Raw genomic sequence first — 26770 nt, forward strand, 5'->3', positions numbered from 1 at the left:
GCGGGTTATTCTGCACTGCGGCACCTTTTGTTTGCCCGCAGCATAAGCCCCTGCACCAATGGCGCAAGGGCGATCTGGATCAGCCCTCGATCTTGCTGAGGTCCGCGACGCGCGCGCAGACCTGCCGGATCTGGCTGAGCAGGTTCAGGCGGTTGCGCCGCAGGATGTCATTGTCGGTATTGACCTGAACATCCTCGAAGAAGGCATCCACCGGACCGCGCAGTGCGGCCATAGCGGTCATGGCTGCGGGGAAATCCTCGGCCTTCTGCGCGGCTTCGATCTTACCTTGCGCGTTATCCAGCGCCGCAAACAGCGCCTTTTCGCTGTCGGTCTCGGCGAATTTCACATCCGCACCGTAGGAATACTCGACCCCGTCCTTTTCCTCGGCCTGTGTGAGGATGTTGTTGGCGCGTTTGAAGCCCTGAACAAGGTTCTCGCCATCCTCGGTCGCGATCACCGCGTTCAGAGCACGAGCGCGTTTGACCAACAGGTTGAGGTCATCATTGCCGTCCATCGCGATACAGGCGTCGATGATGTCGTGGCGGATGCCCTCGTCTCGCAGGAACACCTTGAGGCGGTCGTGGAAGAAGGACAGCAGGTCCGCCGGAGCATTGCTGACGATCGCTGTCGCGGCTTCGACCTGATGAGCCAGCCCATGAACCTCTTGCGCGGCAGCCTCAGCATCCTCGGCCTTGGCTTGTTTCGCCTTGGCCCCCAGCAGGGCTGCCTGCCATTCGGGCAGTTTCAGCAAGCTTCCCAATGCCGATGCGAAGGTGTCATTCAGCGACAGGCGCAAATTGTTGTTCAAGATCAACCGGATCACCCCAAGCGCTGCGCGGCGCAGGGCAAACGGGTCTTTCGATCCCGTCGGCTTTTCGTCAATCGCCCAGAACCCGGTCAGCGTGTCCAGCTTGTCTGCCAGCGCCACCGCCACGGAAACCGGCGCGGTCGGCACATCATCCGACGGGCCAAGCGGCGAGTAATGCTCCTGACTGGCCTGCCCCACCTCGGCTGGCAATTCGGCAGCCAGAGCGTAGTAGCGGCCCATCAAGCCCTGCAATTCGGGAAATTCGAACACCATCTCGGATGATAGATCGGCCTTACACGCCTGTGCGGCCATCATCGCCAGTGCGGGCGTCGCACCCGTTGCCCCGGCCAGTTCATGCGCCAGCGCGGCGATGCGCAGAACCCGCTCGCCCTGCGAGCCCAGTTCGGCATGGAACGTCACCGCATTCAGTTTCTCGACCCAAGGTTCGAACCCGTCGGACTTGACGATGCGCAGGTCGTTCTCCCAGAAGAACTTCGCATCCGCCAGCCGGGCGGACAGCACCTTTTGGTTCCCTGCCAGAATAGTCGCGCCATTGTCAGCGGTCTCGCGGTTGGCGACGGTTATGAACTGTTCAATCCGACCGGTCTTGGGGTTCTTCACCGAAAAGAACTTCTGATGTTCTTTCATCGAGGTCTGCAGAACCTCAGGGGGCAGGTCCAGAAATTCGTCATCGATCTTACCCATCAGAACCACCGGCCATTCGACCAGACCGGCAACCTCAGCCAGCAGGCCCTTGTCATCGACCACTTCCAAACCGGCGGCAAAGGCCATGTTTTGCGCGTCGTTCCAGATATGCTCGGCCCGGTCCACAGGGTTCAGGTCCACAAAGGCGCGTTTAAGTTTGGCGGCATAGTCTTCGAAAGACGTGACCGAGAACCGATCCGGAGCCATGAAACGGTGCCCCCCCGTGGTATCCCCGGATTTGATCCCATCAACCTCAAGCGGCACGACCTGCGCGCCCGCCTCATCCGACAGAATGCACAGGATCGAATGCAAAGGGCGCACCCAGCGCAGCGGGCCGCTGCCCCAGCGCATCGACTTGGGCCATGGGAAATTGCGGATGGTGGCCTCAAGCACTTCGGCCACGATCTCGGCTGCCGGGCGACCGGCTTTTTCGATGGTGGCGAAATAAACCGCGCCCTTGGGGGTGTTGCGTTCTTCCAGCTGATCACGGGTCAGACCCGCACCGCGCAGGAAGCCTTCGATGGCTTTGTCCGGGGCGGCGACCTTTGGGCCCTTGCGTTCTTCGCGGATGGTTGGGCTTTCCGCCAGCAGCCCCTCAACCGCCAGAGTCAGGCGGCGCGGCGTGGTCAGCGCTGCGGCCCCGGCATAGGTCAGACCGGCCTCGACCAGACCATCGGTAATCCGCTTTTTCAGATCCTCACCGGCACGGGCTTGCATCCGTGCGGGGATTTCCTCGGAAAACAGTTCGATCAGCAGGTCGGGCATGGTCGGTCCTTAGAAGTTCACGATCGTCTGGATGACGATGGCATTGGCAATATCCACAAAGAACGCGGATACAAGGGGCAGCACGATAAAGGCAATAGGCGACGGGCCATATCGCTTGGTAACAGCGGTCATATTCGCGATAGCGGTCGGAGTGGCCCCAAGGGCGAACCCGCCGAACCCCGCGGACAAGACAGCAGCGCGGTAGCTGCCGCCCATCACCGGGAACAATACCCAGATAACAAAAGCCACGGCCATAAGTGTCTGCGCTGCCAAAATCACAATGATAGCCAGCCCCAACTCGGCAATGGTCCACAGCTGCAAACTCATGAGTGACATGGCCAGAAACGCGCCCAGCGAGAACTCGGAAATAAGCGCCAGCGAGGGCGTTCGGGCAACGGGCGGAGCCTTGGGGAAAAGCGCAGAACGCAGATTGGCAATTACGATCCCCATGATTAGGCAAGGCACGAAAAGCGGCAGCTTCAACCCCGCCGCGCTGATGGCCTGATGAAGCAAATACCCGGCAACAATTGCGATGTTCAGATACAGCATCACCCGCATGATGGTCAGGTGATCCACCTTTGAGGCTGCCTCGGAGGGGTTTTCGGGTAGGCCGACGGTGTGCTCTTCGTCCGGTCGTTCAGGTGTCAGGTTCCGGCCCTCGATCAGATAACGCGCGATGGGGCCGCCGACTAGAGCCGCCAATACAAGGCCCAAGGTTGCAACGGCCACCCCCAGTTCGGTCGCGCCCTCTAATCCAGTTACCGCACCCACTTCGGGGGCCCAGGCGATTGCTGTGCCGTGCCCGCCGATCAGCGCGGCCGAGCCGAACAGCACCCCGGCCTGCGCCGGATAGCCAAAAAGCACTGCCCCAACAGCGCCCACGCCATTTTGCAAAACAATCGTCACAAGTGTCAGAATCAGAAGCAAAAGCAACGGCTTCCCGCCCGCGATCAAATCCGACAGCCGGGCATTCAAACCGATCCCTGCAAAGAACACCACCAGCAGGAAATCCCGCGCGGCCAGACCAAAAGTCATCTCAATCCCGAAAAGCAGATAAAGCCCCAGCAGAAAGACCGAGGCCAGCAACCCTCCGGTTACGGGTTCAGGGATGTTGAATTGCCGTAGCGCTGCTACACGGGCGTTGATCTCGGCCCCGATCAGATAGACAGCAAACCCCATTGTGGCCGTCAGGAAATCCGGGATTTGCAGCATCTCTTCGATCATTTCGCTACTCCTGCGGGCGCGGCGGGCACTCTTCGCCCACCACGGTTCCGTCATAAGCTTTTTCGCCGCAATTGTTCAGCGCATGCCAGACATAGCCTTTGCCGTCCTGCGTCACGGCAACGATCCGGTCCACGCCATAGTGGATGTTCTTTTGCCCCATGAAAGCCTGCGCCTGTCCCGATTTCAGTGCATCCGCAATCGTCACGGCATCATAACAGTCAAACCACCCGGGCGCGGTCAGTGGCTCAGCATTGTCCACCAGCTTGAAAGCGGCCAGATCTTCCTGGGTCAGCTCGGTTTCAAAGCAGGCCCGATACCGGATCGGAGAGCTGTCGGCATCAATCGCCTGAAACCCCGAGTAAGCAATTGGCTCCGCTTTTTCAGAAGTCACAGCCACCAGCTGGACATCGCGTCCCGGCTGCGGATCGACCGAATAGTAAAACCCGTAAACCTGAAGGTAGTACATCCCTGCCCCGGCCAAAACGGCCGAGCCAAGCAACAGAAGAGCAAGCAGTTTTCCGGTCATTGGTCACGCAGCCTCTTTCAAATGCGCATGAAATCGGACAGGGTCCGGCACGTAACAGGTTGATACGAGGCTTATCGAATGGACTCCACCCTTACCGTCGGATTCTTCGGCGCTTTGTTTGCGATCATGAACCCGATCACCAACCTGCCCGTTTTCCTCAGCGTGACCGAAGGGTTGTCCTCGGCCGATCAGCGTAAGGTGGCGGCGAAAGTGACGATCTATTGCCTGATCCTGGGGGGTGCTTTTGCGGCCATCGGCAATCAGGCGTTGGGGTTGTTTGGCATTTCGGTCGATGACCTGCGCGTTGCGGGAGGACTGGTAGTCCTGATGATCGGCCTCAACATGCTGAGCGGCAATCAAAGCACCACCCATCACGGTACCGAGGATGAAAAGCAATCCTATCCCGAACCCGACACCGTGGCGTTCTATCCGCTGGCCTTTCCCATTTTGGTCGGTCCGGGCACGATCACGACTTTGATCCTCTATGCTCATCACATCGCCAAACCAGTGGATGCGATGCTTTATGCAGGCGTATTTCTGGTCGTCCTGCTGTTGCTGTTCGTCACCTTCTGGAACGCATCGGCGCTGGCCAAACGATTGTCCGCAAACGCGCGCGTTATTATGAGCCGCTTCATGGGCATGATCCTTTCGGCCATCGCCATAAGCATGATCGCCGACGGCCTGAAGGTGTTGCTGCCCGGATTGGCGTGATCTGGCCATCAAGCCTCGTACCCGGCAGCCTCGGTCATGACAAACGCATCGGCGCATTGTTTGGCCAGGGCACGCACCCGCCCGATATAGGCCTGTCGCTCGGTAACGGAAATCACCCCACGCGCATCCAGCAGGTTGAAGATATGGCTTGCCTTGATGCACTGATCATAAGCCGGATGCGCCATCACGATACGCTTGCCCGTCTTTGGATCATCATGCTCTTGCGCCAGAATAGTGGCGCATTCTGCCTCGGCCTCTTCAAAGTGGCGCAGCAGGACCTCGGTATTGGCCACGTCAAAATTCCAGCGGGCGTATTCTTCCTCGGTCTGTTTGAAGATATCGCCATATTTCAACGGGCTGGGCGATTGAGGGTCATTGAAGGGCATGTCCATCACATGGTCGATACCCAGCACATACATGGCCAGACGTTCCAGCCCATAGGTCAGTTCGCCCGAAACGGGTGTACAGTCGTGGCCGCCGACCTGCTGGAAATAGGTGAACTGGCTGACTTCCATACCGTCGCACCAAACCTCCCAGCCCAGACCCCATGCGCCCAGAGTGGGACTTTCCCAGTCATCCTCGACGAACCTGATATCGTGCAGCTCCATGTCGATACCGATCGCTTCAAGCGAACCCAGATACAGCTCTTGCAGGTCCGGTGGGCTGGGTTTGATCAACACCTGATATTGGTAGTAGTGCTGCAATCGGTTGGGGTTCTCACCATATCGCCCGTCGGTCGGGCGGCGCGAGGGTTGCACATAGGCAGCAGCCCATGCCTTGGACCCCAGGGCGCGCAAAGTCGTCGCCGGGTGGAATGTGCCTGCACCGACCTCCATGTCATAGGGCTGCAGGATCGCGCAGCCTTTCGAGGCCCAATAGGACTGAAGCCGCAGGATAATCTCCTGAAAAGAACGAGGTGCGCTGGACTGTTCGGTCATGACATTCCCTTTGGGCGCCGCTGCGCCGGTAACGATGGGTTTTGCCCTTCCTATGCAAGGGGCCAAGGGGCGTCAACGGGCCAGTGCGTCCGGCCTGTCACTGCGTCGCCACACTGCAAATTCCCCGCAATCTGGGCATGGTGTTCAACCCTGCACTTGGCGTACTCTGCCACCCAGATAAAAATTGCGGACACGGGCAGACAATGACACGCATATTTACAGCAATTCTATTTCTTTTCCTCTTCGGCACCCGCGCCGTTTTCGCCCAGCAAGAGGCAGGCGTCTGGGTTCAGGTCGAGGCACGGCCATCCCTGAGCCAAGCCCAAGAGCGCGCGCAGGCCTATGCGTCCCTTCTACCAGACGTGAATGGGTTTCGCTTGAACTCTGGCTGGTACGCCATTGTTATAGGGCCGTATTTACGCGCTGATGCCGAGCAAGTTCTGAGGGTTTATCGCGCTGAAGGCCAAATCCCCTCCGACAGTTACATCGCGTTTTCCAACAATTTTGGGCCGCAGTTCTGGCCTGTTTCGAGCACCAGCCAAGACCGCGCCGCAGTGGAACCTCCGACAACCGCTGCGCCGGAACAACCTGCAACCGGGCTGACGCCGCAGACATCAGATGAAACCCGCGCGCAGGCGCTACAATCCGAACGGCTGCTCAGCGCGCAGGATCGACGCGCGTTGCAAACCGCCCTTCAGGCCGCCGGGTTCTACAATTCGACCATTGATGGAGCTTTCGGGCAAGGCACCCGTCGTTCGATGGCGGATTGGCAGCGCTTCAACGGGTTCGAGGTCACCGGAGTTTTAACCACCGCGCAACGCACCACCTTGATGGACGACTACAACGCCCCTCTGATCAGCGTCGGGATGGCCCGCCATTCCGACCCGCAGGCGGGGATTGATCTGGACCTGCCGCTTAGCGCTGTTGCCTTTGACCGGTATGAGGCCCCGTTTGCCCATTTCAACAGCGCCTCTGACTTGAATGCAAAGGCACTGCTGATCAGTCAGGAAGGCGACAAGAACACCCTGCGCGCGCTTTACGAGGTCATGCAATCGCTCGAGATAGTGCCGCTGGACGGCCCTCGTCAGTTGCGCGGTGACCGTTTTACGCTCGAAGGGCGCGGCAACGGTATCGTGTCTTATACCGAAGCCAAGTTGCAAGACGGCCAGATCAAGGGCTTCACCCTTGTGTGGCCCGACGGGGATGAGGCCCGCCGCGCCCGTGTTCTGGCGGCGATGAAGGCCAGTTTTTCCACCAATGACGCCGTTCTGGATGCCAGCGCCAGCGCCGAGGCAGAGCAGCGCATTGACCTGATCTCGGGCCTGCAGCTGCGCAAACCCCGTCTGTCGCGTTCGGGCTTTTTCGCGGACGCCAACGGTACGATTTTGACCGTGACCGAGGCCACCGACATGTGCACCCGCCTGACGCTGGACGGTGATCAGGAACTTCAGGTCGCCTGGACCGATGTGGATCTTGGAGTCGCCGTCCTGCGTCCCAAAACCACCCTCGCCCCGCTGAATGTTGCCGAGTTCAACGCCGCTACTCCGCGTATTCAGACCGAGGTCGCCGTGTCCGGGTTCTCCTATGAAGGCGCGTTGGGCGCACCGACGCTGACCTATGGCCAGATCGCCGATGTGCGCGGGCTGAACGGTGAAGAGGGCGTGAAACGTCTGGCGCTGGCCGCACAACCCGGCGACGCAGGTGGCCCGATTTTTGACACCAGCGGTCAGGTTGTGGGGATGCTATTGCCGACGCCCGCGGACGGCCGAACCCTGCCCGCCTCGGTCAGTTTGGCCGCAACCGCGGCGCGTCTGGGTGAAATCCTTGATAAGGCGGGCGTTGCCGGTCAGGCCGGTCAATCCACCGGTCAGGTGTCGCCCAACGAACTGAACCGTCGCGCTACAGGTATGACTGTACTGGTTCACTGCTGGGACTAAGCAATTAATCCAAAACAAAAAAGCGCCGCAAAACCCATGCAGCGCTTTTCTTATGTCAGGATGTCGGGCGTCACCCGTATCAGCGTCGGACCCGGCGCCGAGAATGCCCCACGAACCGTCTGCTGCATCTCCTCCAGACTAGAGGGGTTTGCGGACAGAGCGCCAAACGCTTCGGCGAGTTTGCAGAAATCGGGGTTGCGCGCGACCACGGCGTTGGGTGCGATCTGACCCCGGACCATGCTGTCCTCGATCTCTTTCAGCTTGGCGTTGTCCCAGAGAATGATGGGCAGAGGCAAGCCCAGTTCGACCGCGACGCCAAGCTCGGCCATTGTGTAGTGAAACCCGTAATCCCCGGCCATCACCGCCGTCGGTTTTCCGCGCCGTGCAACCGCACCGCCGATCCCGGCGGGTAGAGCGTAACCCAGCGTGCCGAACCCGGTCGGGTGATGCCAGTGGTAGGGGAAGGTCATGTCCCAGACCTCTTTGCCGACATAGGCTAGCTGGGTCATGTCCGAATAGATCATGGTCTCGGCCGGCATCGCTTCGCGCAGCGCGTCCAGCACGGGGACGATGCCGGGGCGTTCGGCGTCCACCTCGACCCGCCATTTCGCGCGGGCTTGCGCCACTTCGTCCTCGGTCCAGCCAGTTGCCGGTTTCACATGGTCGATCGCCGCCCAAAGCGCATGGGCGAAGCTTTCTCCATCCACCTGCAATTTGACCGCTGCCCGGTGGCGGTCGGACAGTACAGCCGGGTCCAGATCGACCCGCACCAGATTTCCGGAATGCCCCAGATCGTCGCGCCACAGGTCAACTTCACCCAGCTCCGATCCAACGACCACAACCAGATCGGCCGAGTCGATAACTTCCGCGCTGCCCGGCCTGGGCAGGTAGGAACCAAAATCCAACGCATAGTTCAACCCGGCCATGCCGCGCCCCGCATAGGTGGTGAAACAGGCCGCCCCCAGTTGGGTCAGGATCTGCCGCCACAGGTTGGACCGCGCCCCGCCCCCCAGGATGAACAAGGGCCTGCGGGCGATGTTCAGCATCGACAGAACGGGCGCGACATCCGGCGGCGCGGCCTTGGTGCGCAGCCCCGGCTGATTGGGAAACGGGGCCGGATCTGCTTCGGCCTGGAGCTGTTTGATCGGCACCTGAATATGCTTGGGACGCGGGCGCGACAGTTCGAATTCCTCAAAGGCGCGCTCGACTAGCCCGTAAGCGGCTTGGGCCGAATTTGACTGCACCGACCAATCCGCAACCGTACCGGCGGCCCCACGCTGGTCCTTCATCTGATGCAACTGGCCCTTTGACGCCTCGGTCTCGTCCAGACATGAGGACAGAACCAGCATCGGCACCGAATCCGAATATCCCTGCCCCATAGGTGTCATGATGTTGCACAGGCCCGGCCCGGTAATCACATAGGCCACCCCCGGCTTGCCAGTTGCCCGCGCATAGCCGTCGGCCATGAACCCGGCCCCTTGTTCGTGCCGAGCCAGAACATGGGTGATGCCCGCCTCTTCGATCCCCCGGTACATTTCCTGATTATGCACGCCGGGGATGCCGAAAATCACATCCACACCGCGATCCCGAAGCATATGCGAGATTTGCGCGCCGAGGGGTCTTTTCATCAGTTTCTCCAGAATTGAACGGTGAACAGGGCGTAAACGGCCAGAAGTTCAAGCCGCCCGACCAGCATCCCGATGGACAGCAGCCATTTTGCCGTGTCGCTCAGGCCCGCGAAATTGCCCGCAGGGCCGATCTGATCGCCCAGCCCCGGCCCTACATTGGCCAAGGCCGTCGCCGCGCCTGAGACCGAGGTGATAAAGTCCAGACCCGTCAGCGCCAGAGCCCAGGCCAGAACGCCCATCGACAGCACAAAGAACATGAAAAAGCTCATCACCGAGGTCAGAACATCCGTACTGATCGGCCGTCCATCATACAAAGGCATGAACACCCCATGGGGCGAGCGGATGCGGCGTATCTGGGTCTTGATCGAGGCAAACAGTAACTGATAGCGGAACACCTTGATCGAACAGGCGGTCGAGCCCGCACAGCCACCGATCAGGCCGATCAGGAAGAACACCATGACCGGGAAACTGCCCCAGGTCATGTAGTTCACGCTGGCATAGCCTGTGCCCGAGATGATCGAGGTGATGTTGAACAGAGATTCCCGGAACGCTTGTTCCCAGTGATGCGGAAAGACGGCTAGCAGAAAGACGGTCATTATCGCGACCAGTAGCAGGATCGTGGCCAGGAAGACACGAATCTGGCTATCTTGCCACAGCGAACTGGTATTCCCATTCGCCAGTTGTACGTAGCGTACGAAAGGAAGCGCCGCTAAAATCATGAACACCGAGGCGGCATATTCCATTGGCCCCGAGAATGTCCCGAACGATGCGTCGTAATTCGAGAACCCTCCAGTCGCGATTGTGGTCATGGCGTGGACGACGGCATCAAAGAAGCTCATACCGAACCCGGCATAGACCAACACGCAGACGAAGGTCAGAAAGACATAGATCAGGGAAATCTGGCCCGCGATCTCTTGCGCGCGGGGCAGGATTTTCCCCATGGTCTCAAACCCTTCCGAGCGGAAGATTTGCATCCCGCCCACCCGAAGCTCGGGTAGAAACACCATGGCGACGACGATGATCCCGATCCCGCCTAACCATTGCAGCACTCCGCGCCACAGCAACAGGCCTTGCGGCAGCTTATCCAACCCAGAAATCACGGTCGAACCGGTGGTCGTCAGGCCGGACATCGCTTCGAAGTAAGCGTCGACAAAGCGCAGTTCTGTTGCGCCGATCAAAAAAGGGATCGCGCCGAAAAACGGCAGAGCGACCCAAACCCCGGTGGTCAGCAAAAAGGTCTGACGGATTGTCAGACCTTCGCCCACCCCGTTCGAGCAGCTCATTGCCAGAATGACGCCTGTCAGGACGGTGATGATCCCGCTTTCAAGGAACACATGCCATTCGTCGCGCCCTTCGATCAGGTCCGCAAGCAAAGGCAGAATCATGGTCGCCCCAAGAATGGCAACCAGCAGGCCAATCACATATCCAACCGGGCGTATATCCGTCATGAGGCGCAGCGTTGGCGCGCCTGCACGACTGTGTCAAGCGGATGCCCCGATTTACTTTTGCGTTTTGTTGGTCGCGCTGGGCATTGCGGGCGGCTTCGATGGCGCACGGGTCCGGCGGGTTGGTGCCACGACCTCTGCCTTGAGGGCTGCAGGTTTGACGGCTTCGGCCTTGGGTGCAGCAGGTTTCGCGGCTTCGGCCTTGGGTGCAGCAGGTTTCGCGGCTTCGGCCTTGGGTGCTGCGGGTTTGGCAGGTTGCGCCTTGGGTGCGGCTGGTTTGGGTGCCTCTGCCTTGACCTTTGCCGTTTTTGCAACTGCGGGTTTTACCGCCGAAGGCTTAGGAGCGGCTGGTTTCGGCGCAGCTTTTGCGGTCACTGGCTTGGATGCAGCAGGGACCGCTGCCGGTTTCGGCGCAGCCTTAACCGCAGGCTTCGCCGCAACGGCGGCAGCTACCGGTTTTGCAGCCGCAGGCTTGGCTACGATGGGCGATTTAACTGCCGCTGGCTTGGCCGCAGCTGGTTTTTTCGCCACTGGTTTGGCTATGTGCGGTTTGTTGGCCGGTTTGGCAGCCACTGCTTTGGCCGGTGTGGATTTCACGGCTGCCGGTTTAGGTGATTCGGCGACTGGCTTCGCTGCCGGTTTCGCTTTTACCGCAGGTTTGGCTTTAGCCGCCGGCGGCGTTTTCACCTTGGCAGCACGGGCTACCGGTTTCGGCTTGGCCGGCGCTGCAGGTTTCGGTGCAACAGGCGCGGGCGCAGTGGATGAGGTGTGCAGTGCCTGCACCTGAAAAAATGGCAGCTCCATCGCCGAGCAAGCCAGAATTTGCATGATTTTCATCTGGTTGCTCACCGCGTAGCCTGCCATGCGGATTGCGGCAGCCTGAAATTCCAAGGGCTGGGTAATCGGATTCATACGTAGTCTCTCCTCTGAAAGTAACGCAGCACGCTTGAGAAAAAGAGGCCCTGCCCGCCCTGGGATAACGGGCGGGAAACGATGTCACGCAGGATCAAGCGTTGCACGTTTCAGCTTCCTTCAGAGTGGCTTTCCCATTGACCAACGGTCTAACCACGGCTGCATTCCACATCAGTCTACTTCAAAGACTGTGCGAGCGCAGCATTTTTTGCTGCGATGCGGCAAAAACGTGCCGTAAGGTTAATCCTGAGACTTTGCGCGTTCAGCCGACATGGAACAGAGTCGAGAACAGCCTTGGGTCAAGGCTGGATGACACAAAGGTCGGCCCTTCGGTCAGAACTGATACAGCGTCGTGGCTGTGTAGGCTTTCCTGATGACTGGCCACTATGCGAAAATCACCCACGTGATGGTCGGCCAGAAGTTCGGCGCAGAACAGGCGCGCAGCATCTTCGACAAAGACCGGGTTTGCGGCGTTCAGCTCGGCAAAGGCTTGCTCGTCCTCGCGTTTAACCATCACTTGTGTTTCCGTGGGCACGGCACGACGGCACAACGCGATCAGGTCCTCGAACCAAAGGCAATCGGCGTCGCAATCCACCACTACCGAAATCCGCGCCACCGACCGCTGTGAATGCGGCGTCGCCAACTGGCCACGTGTTGAACGAGCATGTTCGCTCAGCTCAAGCGAACAGGGACAAGTCGAAGAGTAGACATAGTCCAGATGCAGGATCTTCTGGCGCACGCCGTTCTGTTCCACCAGCTCCAGCGCGATGTCGTAATACTGATAGCCTTCCAGCCCCGAGCGCAGGCTTTTCACCCGGTCGGGATAGGAAAACCGCATCTGGATACGCGCGTCAAAACTGTCCAGATCGGTCATATAATCATCCAGCGCGGCTTCCATGACCTCGAAGCTGAACGTGCGCTCGGCGTGTTTGTAGAAGGACCGCATGATGCGGGACATGTTGATGCCCTTCTTCTCGGCCTCAAGGCTGACCGAGCCCGTGACCGAGGTCTCAAGCGTCAGGTCTTCGCCATCCTTGCGGTGAAACCGGATCGGCAGGCGGAAATTCGAGATACCCACATGCTGAATTTGCTGCTTCGCTCCCCGGATCAAGCTGGACGGACCGTTTTGCAGATCGGGCAGCGTGGCGCGATAGGCCTCATCGGCCTTGAAGTCCTCGGGGTAGTCGCGCGACAAAGACGGATAGTTGGACGTCTCCTGACCCGGCACAAGGCGCGCGATTGCCGGATCAAGCTGACTGATCTCGGCGTCGGTCGCGGATACCGCCCATTTGCGCAGAACTTTCAGCGCCGCAGCGGCCTCGTCATGGTCGGGGGCGTCGTCAATGTCACGGGGATGCACGTTCATCGCTTGGGGTTCCTCGGGGTTCGCCGCCGGACTATATACAGCTTGGGCGTGTTTTCCAGTTTAACCGTATACGCCGGAAAACACAGTCCGGATCGATTTTTGGTGCAGGATGAGCGATTTACCACCCCGCACACATCTCTTTGAGCCTGTTTGTAGCACCGTTGACGCGACGTTTACTGCTGAGAAACGTCCAATGCGCGCTTAATATCGGCAAGCAGGTCTCTAGCATCTTCCAACCCGACCGAGAACCGGATCAAGCCGGGTGTAATGCCCAACTCGTCTTTCTGCGCATCGCTCAGGCGTTGATGGGTCGTTGTTGCCGGATGCGTCGCGATCGACTTGGCGTCGCCCAGATTGTTCGAGATCACCGGGATCGTCATCGCGTTGAGGAAAGCAAACGCCGCCGCTTTCCCGCCCTTGATGTCCAAAGACAGAACCGTACCACCCTTGCCGCCCAACTGAGATTGCACCAACGCGTTCTGAGCATGGGTTTTCAACCCCGGATACAGCGTGCGTTCCAGCGCGGGATGGCCCTCTAGCGCCTCGGCAATGATCTGCGCGCTTTCGGCCTGCGCATTCACGCGCAGAGCCATCGTTTCCAGCCCCTTCAGCATGACCCACGCGTTGAACGGGCTAAGCGCGCCGCCGGTATGTTTCAGATAGGGTTCTACGGTGCCCCGGATGAACTCTTTGGTGCTGATGATTACGCCAGCCAACGCTCGGCCCTGCCCGTCGATATGCTTGGTTGCGGAATAGACCACCACGTCCGCGCCCTGTTGGATTGCGCGCGAAAAGACCGGGGTCGAGAACACATTGTCCACGATCACGGTTGCACCGACGGCATGGGCCAGCGAAGCCACCGCTTCGATGTCGATCACCTCAAGCGTGGGGTTCGACATGGATTCGAAAAACACAGCCTTGGTGTCGGGGCGGATCGCCGCTTTCCACGCGTCCAGATCGGTGCCGTCGACAAAGGTCACTTCAACGCCGTAGCGGGTCAGGATGTTTTCAAGGATATAGAGGCAAGAGCCGAACAAAGCCTTGGCCGAAACCACATGGTCGCCCGCCTTCAGCATCGACACCAGTGCCGCGTTCACCGCCGCCATGCCGGATGCGGTGGCAAAGGCGTCCTCGCCCCCTTCCAGCGCTGCGATGCGCTGTTCGAACATGGACACGGTCGGGTTGCCATAGCGGGCATAGATGAACTCATCCGGGCCGGTCTCGATAAACCGCGCCTCAGCCTGCTCGGCGTTTTCGTAAACGAAGCCCTGCGTCAGAAAGATCGCCTCGGACACTTCGTTATATTGGCTACGACGGATGCCGCCATGGACGGCCTGTGTGCGTTTATTCCAATTCTCGCTCATGTCATTCCTTTCGGCCCCTTTTTGGAGGCAAACAAAAAACCCCAGACGCGGCCAAGCGAAAGGGGTCTTTCATCCTGACCTTTTAGCGGTGTTGTTTAGCGTGGCCCGCAATCCGGTAACAAATCGCCACGTGGTGCCTTGCCCTTACGCCGCGCATGCAAAGGCGTCAAGCCTTAGGCGCAATCAGTCACGGTTTCGTAACAGTTGGCCCCTGCCCCCTTGCCCAATGGCCCGAAACCTTCATGATCGCCGTCAACCGAAGGAGAGACCATGATTGATCTGTATTTCTGGCCTACGCCAAACGGATGGAAGGCGTCTATCGCTCTGGAAGAGATGGGGCTGCCCTACACCACCCACCTGATCAATATCGGCAAAGGCGATCAGTTCGACCCCGAATTCCTGAAAATCGCGCCCAACAACCGGATGCCTGCCATAGTGGACCCCGACGGCCCGGATGGAGAGCCGATCTCGGTCTTCGAAAGCGGTGCTATCCTAATGTATCTGGCCCGCAAGACCGGTCGGTTCTATGGCGAAACCGAGCGTGACCGGATCGCCGTTGAGGAATGGCTGATGTGGCAAATGGGCGGGGTCGGACCCATGGCCGGTCAGGCGCACCACTTTTTGAAATACGCCCCGCAACTGGATCCGCCACAAGACCTGCCCTATGCCAAGGATCGCTATCGCACCGAAGTTGGGCGGCTTTACGGCGTGCTCGACCGGCGGCTGGCCGAGAATGAATATGTCGCGGGTGATTTCTACTCCATTGCAGACATGTCGATCTGGGGCTGGGCCAGCCTGTGGGAAGGTCAGCAACAGGTGCTGGAGGACAAACCTCATTTCACCCGCTGGCTGGAAACCGTCAGCGCCCGCCCCGGCGTTCAGGCCGGTCGCGCGCTGCACGCCGAGTTGCGCGGAGATCACCGGGACAAGCAATCGCAGAGCAATTTGTTCAAGCGGTGAACACGGTCGGCGGCTGACCCTTTTCCGAAGGGTTCACATTCAAATCACCCCTCTACCGGTGGCACCGCCCGCTGGTAGAGATGCCATGTCGTATGCCCCAGAATTGGCAAGGTGAAGATCAGGCCCAGAAATGCCGGAACTAGTGACAACAGCATCGTGACCGAAATAATCGCCGCCCAACTCAGCATGACCACAGGGTTTTCGGTGACGACGCGGATAGATGTAAGCATGGCCGAGACAAAGTTGGTCTCGCGATCCAGCAACATGGGCATGGCGACGACAGTGACCGAGAACAGGACCGCGGAAAGGAATGCGCCTATGGCCGTGCCAACGGCCAGAAACGTCCAGCCCTGCGGGGTAAAGAAGACGATGTTCAAAAACCCGTCCAAATCCGAGAACGAGGCGTTTTGCAGGATAATCGCCAGCCACAGCCGAACCTGATAGACCCATACCCAGAAAATGAACAGGGTGACAAAGGCCATCCAGCCCATCTCGCGTTTGCGCTGATGGGCCATGACGGTCAGGATGTCGGACCACCCGAACGCCTGTCCCTTTTGCATCCGGCGTGACATTTCATACAGCCCGGCGGCTGCAAATGGTGCAATCAACGGAAAGCCGACAATGGCCGGAATGATCATCCAGATCTCGCCCAGCCAGACCATGACCCAAACCAGTAGAATGCCGAAGACCGCATAGAACAGACCAAAAAAGCCGCTCATGACCGGGCGCGCCAGAAAGTCGGAAAACCCGGCCTTCAAAGAGGCCGTGATATCGTCAGCAGTGATCGTATTGACGTTGGCCCTGTCCTGTGGCTGGGGCGTCAGGTCGTCTGGCGGTGTGGAATCTGCGGTTTTGGATGGCATGTCACGGTCCTCCCAAAGCGTGGCACGGCAGCCTGTCGGCGCCGCCAAAGTTCCGATGATGAAACTGTGCATCAACGCTGACGTTTGGGCAAGGCAGGAGTAAGTTTCAGGCGGGCCGTGTACCGTATGTCGGCATGTCCAAGAACCACCGGGACAAGCGATAATCGGCAGAGTGCTAAATCGATCCGCCGCTTTTACCAGGCGGATCTTCATTAAACTGCTCGAAAAACCGCGCAAGCCCGACCAATGGCGACACATACGGCAAGTCGACCAGCGCAACCGACGACAGACCTTCGGCGGCATCCAATCTAGCATGCAAATGGTCCGCTCCGAAATCCTGCACCCAAAAACCCAAATCTTCGTACAGGTTTCGTCGGCTTCTGATTGTCACTGTCTCACATATCGCGGTCTGCCCTTCGCCGCGGACAGTCAAGCGTTCGACATCCACGTTGGCCTCTCCTTCAACCATATAATACGTCGAAATAACCTGACTCGTACCGCTCTCTTGCTCGATCTTGCATTTATAGAGCATTTCCATGTTCTCCGGGTCCCAGGTGTCGGGATTTACCGTGTTCATGTTTATCGAGACCGTGAACAACCCATCATCCCCCACCGGGCCGGTTTTGTATTTTCCGCTATAGCTGTCAGGTGCTGTCTTCAGAATGTCAAAGGCACGCTGTGCAGGGATGAGGTATCTGGCGCGCGACTTCCATTCCCGCAAACCAAGGGGAACATGCAGAAAAACGCTGGGCAGCCAGTTCAGGCCGAGCCATAAGAAAAAACTGACCAGAACCGTTCCGATAATCGTCCAGGCTGTTGCCTTCCCTTGATTTTGCGTTGGCGCAAGCTCGGGCAGCATCTCAATCACCGGCAAGAGCATTAGCGTTATCCCAAGCACCAAGGCCGTTGTGACCGTCTCCCACCAGACCCGCGGATAAATGAGCACCAGTAACATGATTGCAAATACACCAAACAAGGCCGTCACGAGTTGCATTTTCGGACCCGCCAAAAGTGCGGAATGACCAAATACCTGCGTCCCCACAGCCCATGGCACGAACAAAAGAATCAAACTAAGAAATATCAGCCGACGCAGTCGAAATACGCGGTACAAATACTTGTTTTTCATAATGTAATACCCGTCAAACTGGTGACTGAATTACATTCAACCTTGGCAAAACCATGACGTCTGGGTGTTTTCTTCTCACTTGCTTTGGGGCGATTGCCCCTCCCCCCGTACCAACACGTCCAACATGGCCGAGATATCTTCGATCTCTTCCGCGATCACATGGGTTACGGAATGCGCCCGCTGCATCCGCCCCGTGATCCGCAGCAACCGGCCCGAGATCACCGCCCGGCGAAATTGTTCATACATCGCGCGCCAGACAACCACGTTCACGATGCCGGTTTCGTCCTCCAGCGTCAGAAAGATCACGCCCTTGGCTGTACCCGGCCTCTGCCGCAAGATCACCAGCCCGGCCACGGTCACACGCGCATGATCGGGCGGATCGTCCAGCCGATTGGCTGGCAGGCAAGCGGGTGGGCGCGGCCAGTCCCGGTTTGATCCTACAGTGCGAGCAGGGGCAACAAGCATGAGAACAAAAATAGAACATATCACAGGAATGTCCAGTCGCGGCATCCCGAGTCGCAAATGAGGGTGGAAAGACCTAAATGGCTTGACTAAGGAAGGTTTCGAACATCGTAAAAGGAAGACGCACGCAATGGCAAAGATCACCTATGTCGAGCATGGCGGTACCGAGCACACTGTCGAGGTCGCCAACGGACTGACCGTCATGGAAGGGGCCCGTGACAACAACATCCCCGGCATCGAGGCCGATTGCGGCGGCGCCTGCGCCTGCTCGACCTGCCATGTCTATATCCACCCTGATTGGGTCGAGAAAGTGCCAGCCAAAGACGACATGGAAGAGGACATGCTGGACTTTGCGTTTGAGCCCGACCCAGAGCGGTCCCGCCTGACCTGCCAGATCAAAGTCACCGACGCGCTGGACGGTCTGGTCGTTCAGATGCCCGAGAAACAGATCTGATGATCTCCAAAGCGCCGCGCCGACTCTCTCGCCTCTGGCAAGGCAGGTCACGCGGCGCGCTTATGGCAATGTGCTTGTGGTTGGTCACAACAGCCCCTGCCATTGCAGATACGATTGTCGCGGCTCGTTATACCGAACCCACGACCCGATATCCTCATGGCGTCCTGGGGGATCAGATCGAATATGGAGCGCTTGAGCTTACCATAGAAAACACGCCTGCCACACAAGGCTCGACGGGCGCCAAGGAACGATCTGCCCTGACCATCCGCCTGCCCGAAGACCGTGTTTTCGAAGATCTAGCGCCTCGGCTGTCGGACGTTGATCAAAACGGCACGCTCGAAGTTCTGGTTGTCGAAGCCCAGAAGGATACAGGCGCTCAACTCGCCATCTATAACGCGCACGGGGAAAAGATCGCCGCCACCCCGCATATCGGCACCCGTTTCCGCTGGCTCGCACCGATCGGCGCGGCCGATCTGGACGGCGACGGCTACGTCGAGATCGCCTATATCGACCGCCCTCACCTGGCCAAAACCCTGCGCATCTGGCGCTTCAAAGATGGCACTCTGACCGAAATCGCGGCACTGCGCGGTCTGACAAACCACAAAATTGGAGAGGCTTTCATCTCAAGCGCCATCCGCGCTTGCGGCACCGGCCTCGAGATGGTCGTCGCCAGCGCCGACTGGAGCACCATCGTCGGCGTTTCTTATCTAGACGGCTGGCAAACCAACAACCTTGGCCCCCTCAAGAAGCGCAGTGACCTAACAAACGCACTCACTTGCTGATCCGTCCTTCATCAGGCCCCAAATATCCCGGGGAGCGCGAGGAGCTGGCCCCTCGCTAAAAAAGATCGAGACAGGCGCAGCCCGGAAATCAGATCACAAAGCCCGCCAGCCGATATCACGACGGAAGAACCCGCCTGGCCAGTCAATCCCATCAACCATCGCATATGCCCGGTCGCGCGCGTCCTGCAATGTCTCGCCCCGAGCGGTGACGTTCAGAACCCGACCACCCGTGGCCAATACCTGCCCATCCGCAGCCTTGGTCCCGGCATGAAAGACCATGTTCTTGCTGTCCTCGGGCAGCCCGTCCAGACCGCCAATAACACTGCCCTTCTCGTAAGACCCCGGATATCCCTGAGCCGCCATCACAACGGTCAGCGCATGATCATCGGCCCAGTTCACCTGCGCCTCACGCAAACGGCCCTCGGCTGCGGCATGCATCAGATCCATCGCCTGCGCGCCCAGGCGCATCATCAGCACCTGACATTCGGGATCGCCAAAGCGCACATTGTATTCCACCAGTCGCGGCTGCCCGTCCTTGATCATCAAACCCGCATAGAGAACCCCCTGAAACGGCATCCCGCGCTTTTTCATCTCGGCCACGGTCGGCTTGATGATCTCTTCCATCGCGCGGGCTTCGACCTCGGCGCTCAGGACCGGAGCCGGAGAATACGCTCCCATCCCGCCTGTATTCAGCCCGGTATCCCCCTCGCCTACGCGCTTATGGTCCTGCGCGGTGCCGACCGACAGGATATCCTCACCGTCACACAGCACGAAAAGCGAGGCCTCCTCGCCCTCCATGAATTCCTCGATCACCACCTCGGCCCCGGCCCCGCCAAAAGCCCCGCCAAACATGTCGTTGATGGCCTCCAGCGCGGTCGCCTCGTCCATCGCCACGATCACGCCCTTGCCGGCGGCCAGACCATCGGCCTTGACCACAATCGGCGCGCCTTGTTCGCGGATATAGGCCTTGGCGGGCTCGGCCTCGGTAAAGCGCCCATAGGCTGCCGTCGGCGCGCCCGAGGCGTCGCAGATTTCCTTGGTAAAACTCTTTGATGCCTCCAACTGCGCCGCCGCAGCCGAGGGGCCAAAGACAAGAACACCCGCTTCGCTTAGGCGGTCGGCAACCCCAGCCGCCAAGGGGGCCTCGGGGCCGACAATCACGAAATCAATCGCGTTTTCCTCGGCAAAGCTGACCACAGCGCCGCCATTTTCGATGTCCAGAGCCGCGCAATCGGCAATCTGAGCAATTCCGGCATTGCCCGGCGCGACGATCAGACGGTCACACTTGGGGTTCTGCATCACCGCCCAGGCTAGGCTGTGTTCGCGTCCACCGCTCCCGAGAATGAGGATATTCATGACTGCTCTCCGATCTGCTTGGCCTCGCCTTCCGCGCGTTCTAAGCTGGGTGGGCATTTGACACAAGGCGCTGAAATGTCCGACCTGCTTGACGATCCCATTCCCGGCCAAAACACACCTGAATACAGTGTTTCCGACATTTCCGGCGAGGTAAAACGCACACTGGAAAGCACCTTTGGCCGAATCCGTGTGCGTGGTGAGGTCGGGCGCGTGTTCAAGGCGCGCTCGGGCCATCTTTACTATGATATCAAGGATGACCGGAACGTGCTGGCTTGCACCACATGGAAAGGTCAAATCTCGGGCCTGTCCGTGGTCCCCGAGGAAGGGTTGGAGGTCGTCGTCACCGGACGCCTGACCGCGTTCGGCGCGCAGTCGAAATACAACCTGAACGTCGATGAGGTCGCCGTCGCAGGCCAAGGCGCACTGATGGCGCTGCTGGAAAAGCGCAAGAAACAGCTAGAGGCCGAAGGGCTGTTTGCCCCTGAGCGTAAGAAACCCCTGCCCTATCTGCCGCAGATCATCGGCGTGGTGACATCCCCGTCCGGCGCGGTGATCCGCGATATCCTACACCGCCTGCGCGACCGGTTTCCGCGCAAGGTGCTGATCTGGCCCGTGGCCGTGCAAGGATCGAACTGCGCGCCCGAGGTTGCCAACGCGATCAACGGTTTCAACCAACTCACCCCCGGAGGCGCCCTGCCGCGCCCAGACCTGATCATCGTCGCCCGCGGCGGCGGGTCGATCGAGGACCTGTGGGGTTTCAACGAAGAGGCCGTCGCACGGGCGGCTGCGACTTCAGACATCCCACTAATCTCAGCCGTGGGGCACGAAACGGATACGACACTGATCGACTATGTCTCGGACCGTCGCGCGCCGACGCCCACCGCAGCCGCCGAACTGGCCGTGCCCGTGCGGATGGAACTGTTGGCCTGGACCGGCGAACAGGACGCGCGCCTGTCCCGCGCTGCGACCGACGCCGTGCAGCGCCGCAGCCAACGCCTGCGCGACCTGTCCCGGGCGTTACCGCGCCCCGACAGCCTGTTGAACACACCGCGTCAACGTCTTGATCTGATTGCCGATCGCCTGACCCCGGCTTTGGAACGTGGTGTTCAAGCGCGACGCATCAAAGTTGTGGAACTGTCGGCCCATCTGCGCCCCTCGACCCTGCGAAATCTGGTGTCCTCACGGCAGGAGTCGGTGCGCAACCTTTCATCCCGCCTGTCCTTGCGCCCTATTCAGCGCGACATTGACGCTCAACGGCAAACCCTGACCCGCTTGACCGAGCGTCTAAATACCGCCCAGACCACGCGTTTGGACCGGATGCGACAGACGTTAGAAGCCACGGACAGGCTTCGAGAAACACTCAGCTACAAGGCCACGTTGCAGCGGGGCTATGCCGTGGTGCGCGCCGAGGGCGAGGTGGTGACAACCCGGAAACAGGCGGCAAAACATACCGCGCTTGAGATCGAATTCGCCGACGGCATATTAGCGACGGGCATGTCGTCCACAGCAAAGTCACCAGCTAAGAAAACGCAGAAAAAAGCGCCACCCGATCAGGGCTCACTGTTCTAGGTCTGGCTCAAACGCCAACCTCGGGGCCGAGGCAGACCATCTCCTCATCGATATCTTCGGCCTCGTACAGCTCCGTCTGCTCGGGGTTGCCTTCAAACTGAGCAATCAAGCCGCTGCCGGATTCGACAAACACCCAGCATTGCGGGTCCAGCCGGTCTTCGTACAGAAAACAAATCTGGTCATTCTGCTCGTACCAGACGCCTTCCTTGCAATCTCCGTCCAGAAAGGACCAGATCACGCGTCGGTTGGGCAAATAACGTTCGACCCCGTAAACCTGCCCCTCAAAGCCGTAGAACAAGGTTTTACCCTGCGTATACGAGTCAAATTCAGCCCCCGAAAGCGCGGATTGCGCCCCCGCCATCTGCGCGGACATAGCCAGAAGAATCGCAACATGCCTGATCATGTCCGCATGATGTCAGATGCCAACCGGCAATGCCAATTACCAATCTGTCAGGTCAGGCTGCCTTAACGTCATGGGTTGAGTTGCGGACGCATTCCCGATGAAGCTGGACGAAAAAAGGGACACTTGAATGACAACTGCGCTGTTTCTGGTCGCTGCTGCCTGCGCGTTGGCCTATCTGCCCTTGGCGCCTCGCCCGGCCAGCAAACTTAGGTCGGTGCTGAAAACCGCCTCGGTCGCCTGCCTTGCCGTCATCGCCCTGCTGTCTGAGGCGCCACTCCTTTTGATCGCCGCACTGAGCCTCTGCGCCATCGGAGACGCGCTGTTGTCGCGCGAAACCGACGCAACGTTCATGGCAGGGATCGGTGCCTTTGCAGCCGGACACCTGGCCTATATCGCACTGTTTCTGTCGCATCCCAGCAGCGATACCAGCCTGATTTTAACTCACCCCGGCCTATTCTGGTCCCTGATCCTGCTGGGTATCGTCGCGGCAACTCTTCTGGCCCCACGTGCCGGGGATCTCAAACTACCAGTTCTGGGCTATATCCCGATCATTCTGGGCATGGGCGTCACCGTTTTGGCCCTGCCCGACACCGGCGCTTTGCGTTGGGCCCTGCCCGCAGCGATGGCCTTCATCGCCTCGGACCTGATCCTTGCGACCGAGAAATTCCTGCTGCCCGCCCATCACCCGGCCCTGCGGATGACGCCTTATCTGGTCTGGCCGCTATACTGGGGCGCACAGGCCGGTCTGTTGATCGCCTTTCTCTGACCCTTTGCAACTGCCGCAAATCCGCATTAGGTGAAAGGAACACCTGCGGAGACCAAAAATGGCGTTTTTCTCAAAGCTCAAGGACAAGCTGTTCAAATCCTCGTCCCGCCTCGAACAGGGGCTGGATGCAATCGTCGAAGATGGCGGAGAGGAAACGGCTGCACCCGAGCCCAGCCCACTTGAGCCTGCACCGCAAACTGAACCCGTCTCCGCACCGCCCGAACCTGAACGCACGCCACAACCGGTCGAAACCGCGCCACCTGAACCTGCCGCACAACCCGCGCCCGAACCAACCCAGCCCAAAGGCGTCTTGAGCCGCCTGTTCAACCGGTCCGAGTCCCAAACCGTTGTCCGTCGCACCCTGGACGATGACATGCTGGAACAGCTCGAAGAGCTGCTGATCGCCTCGGATATGGGCGTCGATACCGCCCTGCGTGTCACCTCGAACATGGCCGAGGGGCGCTTTGGACGCAAATTGTCTACGCAGGAAATCAAGCAGCTGCTGGCACAGGAAGTCGCCCGCGTAATGGAACCCGTGGCCAAGCCCATGCCGCTTTACCCCAAACGCCCGCAGGTCGTGCTGGTTGTGGGTGTTAACGGTTCGGGAAAAACCACCACCATCGGCAAGCTGGCCAGCCAGTTCAAAACCGCGGGGAAAAAAGTCGTCATCGCAGCAGGAGATACCTTCCGCGCCGCCGCCGTCGAACAATTGCAAGTCTGGGGCGACCGCGCAGGCGTCCCGGTTCTGACCGCCCCCGAAGGCTCGGACCCGGCGTCGCTGGCCTTTGACGCCCTGACCAAAGCGCGGAACGAAGGCGCAGACCTTCTGATGATCGACACCGCCGGCCGATTGCAAAACCGCGCCGACCTGATGGAGGAACTGGCAAAAATTGTCCGCGTCATTCGCAAGGTCGACGACAGCGCCCCTCACAACACCCTGCTGGTACTGGACGCCACCACCGGCCAGAACGCACTCAGCCAGGTCGAAACCTTCAGGAAATTGGCTGATGTATCCGGTCTGGTGATGACCAAGCTCGACGGCACCGCCAAAGGCGGGGTTCTGGTGGCGCTGGCGGATAAATTCGGTCTGCCCATCCACGCCATTGGCGTCGGAGAGCAAATCGACGACCTCGCCCCGTTCGACCCGGAAGAATTCGCCGCCGCCCTCACCGGCCTGCAAAGCTGATCCGCCGCTTCATCTGGCCAAAAATATCCTCGGGGGGCGTGGGGGGCAGACAGCCCCCCACTTCTCCGCCAAAACAAAGACCGAAATTTGAGCGACTGGCTGATCTCCCTTGAAGGCACCGAAGCGGGCCACAGGCTCGCCCTGGCGCTTGCGCTGTCAGCCGCTTTCCTGCACGCAGCCTTTGGCGCGCTGCAAAAAGGGCGCCACGATCCCTGGATGTCGCGCGGGGTGATTGACGCCTGCTATTGCCTTATGGCGGCCCCGTTTGCCCTCTTCGTCGTGCCTTGGCCCGAACCCTTTATGTGGCCCATATTCGCAGTCGTCTGGCTGATCCACATCCTCTACAAAATCCTTCAGGCCCTGGCCTACACCAAAGGCTCATACACAGTGGTTTACCCGGTCGTGCGCGGCACCGGTCCACTGTTCACCGTGATTGGCGCTTACCTGTTGTTTGACGAAACCTTCACCGGCACCCAATGGCTCGGTGTGGCTGTCCTGCTTTGCGGGATTTTCGGACTGGCCGCCTATAACTTCCGGTTTCTCGAAACCAACCGCGAAACACTTGGCGTCGCCCTGGCACTTGCCTTCGCCACCGGCTTGTTCGTCGCGCTCTATACCACCTATGACGCATATGGCATTCGTGCCACCGCCGATCCATTCACCTTCCTTGCATGGTTTTTCATGATCGACGGGGCGACGCTGCCCTTCTACGCCTTCCTCAGATGGCGCGCGATGATCCACCGCCCGACGCTCGGCCCCCTCATGCTGCGCGGGCTAGCGGGAGGTATCATTGCGCCTCTGTCCTTCGGTTCGATCATGCTCGCCACCCGTCTGGATAAAGTCGGCGAAGCAGCTGTCCTTCGTGAAACCTCAACCGTCTTCGCAGCGCTTATTGGCTGGCTGGTTTTGAAAGAAACCGTTGGCCCCAGACGCATCGCGCTGATGGCATTGATTGCACTCGGCGCCGTAATAGTTGAAATGGGCGGGTAAACAGCAGGGAACCGACATGACAGGCAAGAATGAGATCAACCCGTTTCTGAAACAGGTGCTGGAGCTTGGCCCGCCGCTGGCTTTCTTCTTCATCTATTTGCGCCTACGCGATGACAGTTTTCAGTTCGCAGGAACGGAATATTCCGGCTTTATCGTCGCGACGATCATCTTCGTTCCCCTCATGCTGGCTGCAATGGGTATCCTGTGGTTCCTGACCGGCAAGCTCAGTCGTATGCAGATCTTCACCGCTTTCATGGTGATCTTCTTCGGCGGCCTGACCGCATGGTTCAATGACGAGCGGTTCTTCAAAATGAAAACCACCCTGGTCTATGGCTTTTTCGCCCTGATCCTCGGCATTGGTCTGCTGCAAAAGAAATCCTACCTCGCCTATGTTTTGGACGAGATGCTGCCCATGCGCCACGAAGGTTGGATGATTCTGACACGCCGGCTGTGTGCCTGTTTCGCAGTGCTGGCCGTCGCCAATGAATTCGTCTGGCGCACCATGTCGACCGATCTGTGGGTCAAAATCGAAACCTTTGGTTTTCCAATCGCATTAATGGTCTTTCTCATGCTTCAGTTCAGCATGTTGCAGACCTATATGGACGATCCTGACCAGCAATAGGCCGTGGATTCCGTAAAACTACATAAAAACCTTGGCTAATCGCCCGTGCTGTGGAAAGTTGTGGCACCACTCACAACTGCCAGCCGGAGCACCACTTCCACATGACGGCCTTTCCCAATACCGGTTTTCTGGCCGAAGCATCCGACCGTCTGCGCGCGATGCTGTCGGCACAGGCGACCGAAATCTCGCTTGATGAAGGCGAGACTTTGTTTGAACAGGGCGATGAGGGCGATGCGCTCTACGCCATTCTCGCCGGTACGCTCGAAGTGTCCTTTCTGGCGATGAGCGGTCGCAAACTGTCGCTGACCCTGATGAAACCCGGCGAAGTTTTTGGTGAGATAGCGCTGTTCGACAGCGGTCCGCGTACAGCGACCATTGCCGCCGCCGAGCCTTCTCGCGTATTGCGGGTGCGGCGCGCAGATGTGATGAACCAAATCCGACAACACCCGGACTTGGCAGTCGATATGATCCGTCTGGCCGGTCTCAGGATGCGTTGGATGGGTTCCCAGTTGAACGAACAGGTTTTCCTGCCCATGCCGATCCGTCTGGCCCGCAAGCTGCTGCACCTGACCGACCTGCAAGAGGACCCCTCAAGCCGTCTGTCCCTCTCGCAAAGCGAGTTGGCCGAGTTTGTCGGCGCCACGCGCGAGGCTGTGTCGAAAACCATCTCGACCTGGAAGCGCGACAAGGTGGTCGAAGCATCGCGGGGCGGGTTGATGATCCACGACTTCGACGCGCTTCGGGAATTGGCGGATTCCGATCTTATCTGATCTGCTGTGACCTGCTTCACATACCTGTGTAGTCGTTAAGACTATCTTCATAACTGTTACCGTAGGAGGTCAGAGAATCATCCCCGATATCTGTCCACTGACCTCTCCCTGTATCAGAGTCGCACGCCTTCC

The 26770-nt window shown here is 59.2% G+C and carries 25 protein-coding genes and 1 riboswitch; of the genes, 12 read left to right on the top strand and 13 right to left on the bottom strand.

Going from position 1 to position 26770, the window contains the following annotated elements; genetic code table 11:
• Positions 1 to 79 precede the first annotated feature (79 nt).
• From glyS to ACR0C5_RS05150, 3 genes are read right to left on the bottom strand one after another with little or no spacing between them, the layout of a single operon-like run.
• Positions 80 to 2278, bottom strand: a complete 2199-nt coding sequence (gene glyS, locus ACR0C5_RS05140) for a glycine--tRNA ligase subunit beta (RefSeq protein ID WP_480875033.1) — start codon at positions 2276 to 2278, stop codon at positions 80 to 82.
• Between the two features lie 9 nt (positions 2279 to 2287).
• Positions 2288 to 3502, bottom strand: coding sequence for a sodium/glutamate symporter (gltS, locus tag ACR0C5_RS05145; protein ID WP_174819315.1), 1215 nt, complete (start codon positions 3500 to 3502; stop codon positions 2288 to 2290).
• 4 nt (positions 3503 to 3506) lie between these two features.
• Entirely contained in the window at positions 3507 to 4028 is a 522-nt protein-coding gene (locus ACR0C5_RS05150) for a DUF6446 family protein (protein ID WP_170769404.1), read from the bottom strand.
• A 78-nt stretch (positions 4029 to 4106) separates the two neighbouring features.
• On the opposite strand from ACR0C5_RS05150, the gene ACR0C5_RS05155 reads away from it, so the two are divergent.
• Entirely contained in the window at positions 4107 to 4739 is a 633-nt protein-coding gene (locus tag ACR0C5_RS05155; RefSeq protein ID WP_480875036.1) for a MarC family protein, read from the top strand.
• Between the two features lie 8 nt (positions 4740 to 4747).
• Here ACR0C5_RS05155 and ACR0C5_RS05160 read toward each other — a convergent pair whose 3' ends face one another.
• On the bottom strand, positions 4748 to 5677 hold the full coding sequence (locus tag ACR0C5_RS05160; protein WP_170769402.1) for a glycine--tRNA ligase subunit alpha: 930 nt from the start codon (positions 5675 to 5677) through the stop codon (positions 4748 to 4750).
• A 203-nt stretch (positions 5678 to 5880) separates the two neighbouring features.
• On the opposite strand from ACR0C5_RS05160, the gene ACR0C5_RS05165 reads away from it, so the two are divergent.
• Positions 5881 to 7614 (top strand): serine protease, encoded by a 1734-nt coding sequence (locus ACR0C5_RS05165; RefSeq protein WP_480875038.1) that lies wholly within the window; start codon positions 5881 to 5883, stop codon positions 7612 to 7614.
• A 50-nt stretch (positions 7615 to 7664) separates the two neighbouring features.
• Here the strand turns inward: ACR0C5_RS05165 and ACR0C5_RS05170 are convergent, their stop codons facing one another.
• Together ACR0C5_RS05170 and ACR0C5_RS05175 are read right to left on the bottom strand one after the other, a co-directional pair.
• Positions 7665 to 9242 carry a thiamine pyrophosphate-binding protein gene (locus ACR0C5_RS05170; RefSeq protein WP_480875040.1) on the bottom strand — a complete coding sequence of 526 codons (1578 nt, stop codon included), beginning with the start codon at positions 9240 to 9242 and terminating at the stop codon, positions 7665 to 7667.
• The gene (locus ACR0C5_RS05175) at positions 9242 to 10690 is read right to left on the bottom strand and encodes a TrkH family potassium uptake protein (protein WP_480875043.1); all 1449 of its coding nucleotides are present in this window, start codon (positions 10688 to 10690) and stop codon (positions 9242 to 9244) included. Before ACR0C5_RS05175 ends, ACR0C5_RS05170 begins: the two co-directional genes overlap by 1 nt.
• Between ACR0C5_RS05175 and ACR0C5_RS05180 the strand changes: the two genes are divergently transcribed.
• A complete protein-coding gene (locus ACR0C5_RS05180) occupies positions 10689 to 11474 on the top strand; it encodes a hypothetical protein (protein ID WP_480875046.1) in 786 nt (261 codons plus the stop codon). The genes ACR0C5_RS05175 and ACR0C5_RS05180 overlap by 2 nt on opposite strands.
• A gap of 387 nt (positions 11475 to 11861) precedes the next feature.
• On the opposite strand, the gene folE2 is transcribed toward ACR0C5_RS05180, so the two are convergent.
• Together folE2 and metZ are read right to left on the bottom strand one after the other, a co-directional pair.
• Positions 11862 to 12965, bottom strand: coding sequence for a GTP cyclohydrolase FolE2 (gene folE2 / locus ACR0C5_RS05185; protein ID WP_480875047.1), 1104 nt, complete (start codon positions 12963 to 12965; stop codon positions 11862 to 11864).
• Between the two features lie 173 nt (positions 12966 to 13138).
• Positions 13139 to 14329, bottom strand: a complete 1191-nt coding sequence (gene metZ, locus ACR0C5_RS05190) for an O-succinylhomoserine sulfhydrylase (RefSeq protein WP_480875050.1) — start codon at positions 14327 to 14329, stop codon at positions 13139 to 13141.
• Positions 14330 to 14391: 62 nt separating this feature from the next.
• A riboswitch (SAM riboswitch) is annotated at positions 14392 to 14469 on the bottom strand.
• Between the two features lie 130 nt (positions 14470 to 14599).
• On the opposite strand from metZ, the gene ACR0C5_RS05195 reads away from it, so the two are divergent.
• Positions 14600 to 15289 carry a glutathione S-transferase N-terminal domain-containing protein gene (locus tag ACR0C5_RS05195; RefSeq protein ID WP_170769395.1) on the top strand — a complete coding sequence of 230 codons (690 nt, stop codon included), beginning with the start codon at positions 14600 to 14602 and terminating at the stop codon, positions 15287 to 15289.
• Positions 15290 to 15333: 44 nt separating this feature from the next.
• Here the strand turns inward: ACR0C5_RS05195 and ACR0C5_RS05200 are convergent, their stop codons facing one another.
• The 3 genes from ACR0C5_RS05200 to ACR0C5_RS05210 all read right to left on the bottom strand — a co-directional run bounded on the left by ACR0C5_RS05200 (position 15334) and on the right by ACR0C5_RS05210 (position 17743).
• The gene (locus ACR0C5_RS05200) at positions 15334 to 16152 is read right to left on the bottom strand and encodes a DUF2189 domain-containing protein (RefSeq protein ID WP_480875053.1); all 819 of its coding nucleotides are present in this window, start codon (positions 16150 to 16152) and stop codon (positions 15334 to 15336) included.
• Positions 16153 to 16327: 175 nt separating this feature from the next.
• On the bottom strand, positions 16328 to 17278 hold the full coding sequence (locus ACR0C5_RS05205; protein WP_480875054.1) for a hypothetical protein: 951 nt from the start codon (positions 17276 to 17278) through the stop codon (positions 16328 to 16330).
• Between the two features lie 75 nt (positions 17279 to 17353).
• Complete coding sequence (locus ACR0C5_RS05210; protein ID WP_480875057.1) at positions 17354 to 17743, bottom strand: OB-fold nucleic acid binding domain-containing protein; 390 nt, start codon at positions 17741 to 17743, stop codon at positions 17354 to 17356.
• Positions 17744 to 17870: 127 nt separating this feature from the next.
• Between ACR0C5_RS05210 and ACR0C5_RS05215 the strand changes: the two genes are divergently transcribed.
• Positions 17871 to 18194, top strand: coding sequence for a 2Fe-2S iron-sulfur cluster-binding protein (locus ACR0C5_RS05215; protein WP_170769391.1), 324 nt, complete (start codon positions 17871 to 17873; stop codon positions 18192 to 18194).
• A 62-nt stretch (positions 18195 to 18256) separates the two neighbouring features.
• Entirely contained in the window at positions 18257 to 18976 is a 720-nt protein-coding gene (locus ACR0C5_RS05220) for an FG-GAP repeat domain-containing protein (protein ID WP_480875061.1), read from the top strand.
• Positions 18977 to 19069: 93 nt separating this feature from the next.
• Here ACR0C5_RS05220 and purD read toward each other — a convergent pair whose 3' ends face one another.
• Positions 19070 to 20332 carry a phosphoribosylamine--glycine ligase gene (gene purD, locus ACR0C5_RS05225; RefSeq protein ID WP_480875064.1) on the bottom strand — a complete coding sequence of 421 codons (1263 nt, stop codon included), beginning with the start codon at positions 20330 to 20332 and terminating at the stop codon, positions 19070 to 19072.
• A 75-nt stretch (positions 20333 to 20407) separates the two neighbouring features.
• Between purD and xseA the strand changes: the two genes are divergently transcribed.
• Positions 20408 to 21901, top strand: coding sequence for an exodeoxyribonuclease VII large subunit (gene xseA / locus ACR0C5_RS05230; protein ID WP_480875068.1), 1494 nt, complete (start codon positions 20408 to 20410; stop codon positions 21899 to 21901).
• A 7-nt stretch (positions 21902 to 21908) separates the two neighbouring features.
• Here xseA and ACR0C5_RS05235 read toward each other — a convergent pair whose 3' ends face one another.
• The gene (locus ACR0C5_RS05235) at positions 21909 to 22304 is read right to left on the bottom strand and encodes a hypothetical protein (protein ID WP_237215748.1); all 396 of its coding nucleotides are present in this window, start codon (positions 22302 to 22304) and stop codon (positions 21909 to 21911) included.
• Positions 22305 to 22431: 127 nt separating this feature from the next.
• On the opposite strand from ACR0C5_RS05235, the gene ACR0C5_RS05240 reads away from it, so the two are divergent.
• From ACR0C5_RS05240 to ACR0C5_RS05260, 5 genes are all read left to right on the top strand, one after another.
• Positions 22432 to 23070, top strand: coding sequence for a lysoplasmalogenase family protein (locus tag ACR0C5_RS05240; RefSeq protein ID WP_170769387.1), 639 nt, complete (start codon positions 22432 to 22434; stop codon positions 23068 to 23070).
• 58 nt (positions 23071 to 23128) lie between these two features.
• Entirely contained in the window at positions 23129 to 24256 is a 1128-nt protein-coding gene (gene ftsY / locus ACR0C5_RS05245) for a signal recognition particle-docking protein FtsY (RefSeq protein ID WP_170788453.1), read from the top strand.
• Positions 24257 to 24343: 87 nt separating this feature from the next.
• Positions 24344 to 25246 carry an EamA family transporter gene (locus ACR0C5_RS05250; protein ID WP_170788452.1) on the top strand — a complete coding sequence of 301 codons (903 nt, stop codon included), beginning with the start codon at positions 24344 to 24346 and terminating at the stop codon, positions 25244 to 25246.
• Between the two features lie 16 nt (positions 25247 to 25262).
• Entirely contained in the window at positions 25263 to 25868 is a 606-nt protein-coding gene (locus ACR0C5_RS05255) for an inner membrane-spanning protein YciB (RefSeq protein ID WP_170788451.1), read from the top strand.
• Positions 25869 to 25969: 101 nt separating this feature from the next.
• On the top strand, positions 25970 to 26638 hold the full coding sequence (locus ACR0C5_RS05260) for a Crp/Fnr family transcriptional regulator (RefSeq protein ID WP_170784358.1): 669 nt from the start codon (positions 25970 to 25972) through the stop codon (positions 26636 to 26638).
• Positions 26639 to 26770: the final 132 nt, after the last annotated feature.

The organism is Ruegeria sp. N8, from assembly GCF_056531325.1.

Coding starts and splice junctions, on each gene's coding strand:
- glyS (WP_480875033.1), bottom strand. CDS start 2,278: ATGCCCGACCTGCTGATCGAACTGTTTTCCGAGGAAATCCCCGCACGG.
- gltS (WP_174819315.1), bottom strand. CDS start 3,502: ATGATCGAAGAGATGCTGCAAATCCCGGATTTCCTGACGGCCACAATG.
- ACR0C5_RS05150 (WP_170769404.1), bottom strand. CDS start 4,028: ATGACCGGAAAACTGCTTGCTCTTCTGTTGCTTGGCTCGGCCGTTTTG.
- ACR0C5_RS05155 (WP_480875036.1), top strand. CDS start 4,107: ATGGACTCCACCCTTACCGTCGGATTCTTCGGCGCTTTGTTTGCGATC.
- ACR0C5_RS05160 (WP_170769402.1), bottom strand. CDS start 5,677: ATGACCGAACAGTCCAGCGCACCTCGTTCTTTTCAGGAGATTATCCTG.
- ACR0C5_RS05165 (WP_480875038.1), top strand. CDS start 5,881: ATGACACGCATATTTACAGCAATTCTATTTCTTTTCCTCTTCGGCACC.
- ACR0C5_RS05170 (WP_480875040.1), bottom strand. CDS start 9,242: ATGAAAAGACCCCTCGGCGCGCAAATCTCGCATATGCTTCGGGATCGC.
- ACR0C5_RS05180 (WP_480875046.1), top strand. CDS start 10,689: ATGAGGCGCAGCGTTGGCGCGCCTGCACGACTGTGTCAAGCGGATGCC.
- ACR0C5_RS05175 (WP_480875043.1), bottom strand. CDS start 10,690: ATGACGGATATACGCCCGGTTGGATATGTGATTGGCCTGCTGGTTGCC.
- folE2 (WP_480875047.1), bottom strand. CDS start 12,965: ATGAACGTGCATCCCCGTGACATTGACGACGCCCCCGACCATGACGAG.
- metZ (WP_480875050.1), bottom strand. CDS start 14,329: ATGAGCGAGAATTGGAATAAACGCACACAGGCCGTCCATGGCGGCATC.
- ACR0C5_RS05195 (WP_170769395.1), top strand. CDS start 14,600: ATGATTGATCTGTATTTCTGGCCTACGCCAAACGGATGGAAGGCGTCT.
- ACR0C5_RS05200 (WP_480875053.1), bottom strand. CDS start 16,152: ATGCCATCCAAAACCGCAGATTCCACACCGCCAGACGACCTGACGCCC.
- ACR0C5_RS05205 (WP_480875054.1), bottom strand. CDS start 17,278: ATGAAAAACAAGTATTTGTACCGCGTATTTCGACTGCGTCGGCTGATA.
- ACR0C5_RS05210 (WP_480875057.1), bottom strand. CDS start 17,743: ATGCTTGTTGCCCCTGCTCGCACTGTAGGATCAAACCGGGACTGGCCG.
- ACR0C5_RS05215 (WP_170769391.1), top strand. CDS start 17,871: ATGGCAAAGATCACCTATGTCGAGCATGGCGGTACCGAGCACACTGTC.
- ACR0C5_RS05220 (WP_480875061.1), top strand. CDS start 18,257: ATGGCAATGTGCTTGTGGTTGGTCACAACAGCCCCTGCCATTGCAGAT.
- purD (WP_480875064.1), bottom strand. CDS start 20,332: ATGAATATCCTCATTCTCGGGAGCGGTGGACGCGAACACAGCCTAGCC.
- xseA (WP_480875068.1), top strand. CDS start 20,408: ATGTCCGACCTGCTTGACGATCCCATTCCCGGCCAAAACACACCTGAA.
- ACR0C5_RS05235 (WP_237215748.1), bottom strand. CDS start 22,304: ATGATCAGGCATGTTGCGATTCTTCTGGCTATGTCCGCGCAGATGGCG.
- ACR0C5_RS05240 (WP_170769387.1), top strand. CDS start 22,432: ATGACAACTGCGCTGTTTCTGGTCGCTGCTGCCTGCGCGTTGGCCTAT.
- ftsY (WP_170788453.1), top strand. CDS start 23,129: ATGGCGTTTTTCTCAAAGCTCAAGGACAAGCTGTTCAAATCCTCGTCC.
- ACR0C5_RS05255 (WP_170788451.1), top strand. CDS start 25,263: ATGACAGGCAAGAATGAGATCAACCCGTTTCTGAAACAGGTGCTGGAG.
- ACR0C5_RS05260 (WP_170784358.1), top strand. CDS start 25,970: ATGACGGCCTTTCCCAATACCGGTTTTCTGGCCGAAGCATCCGACCGT.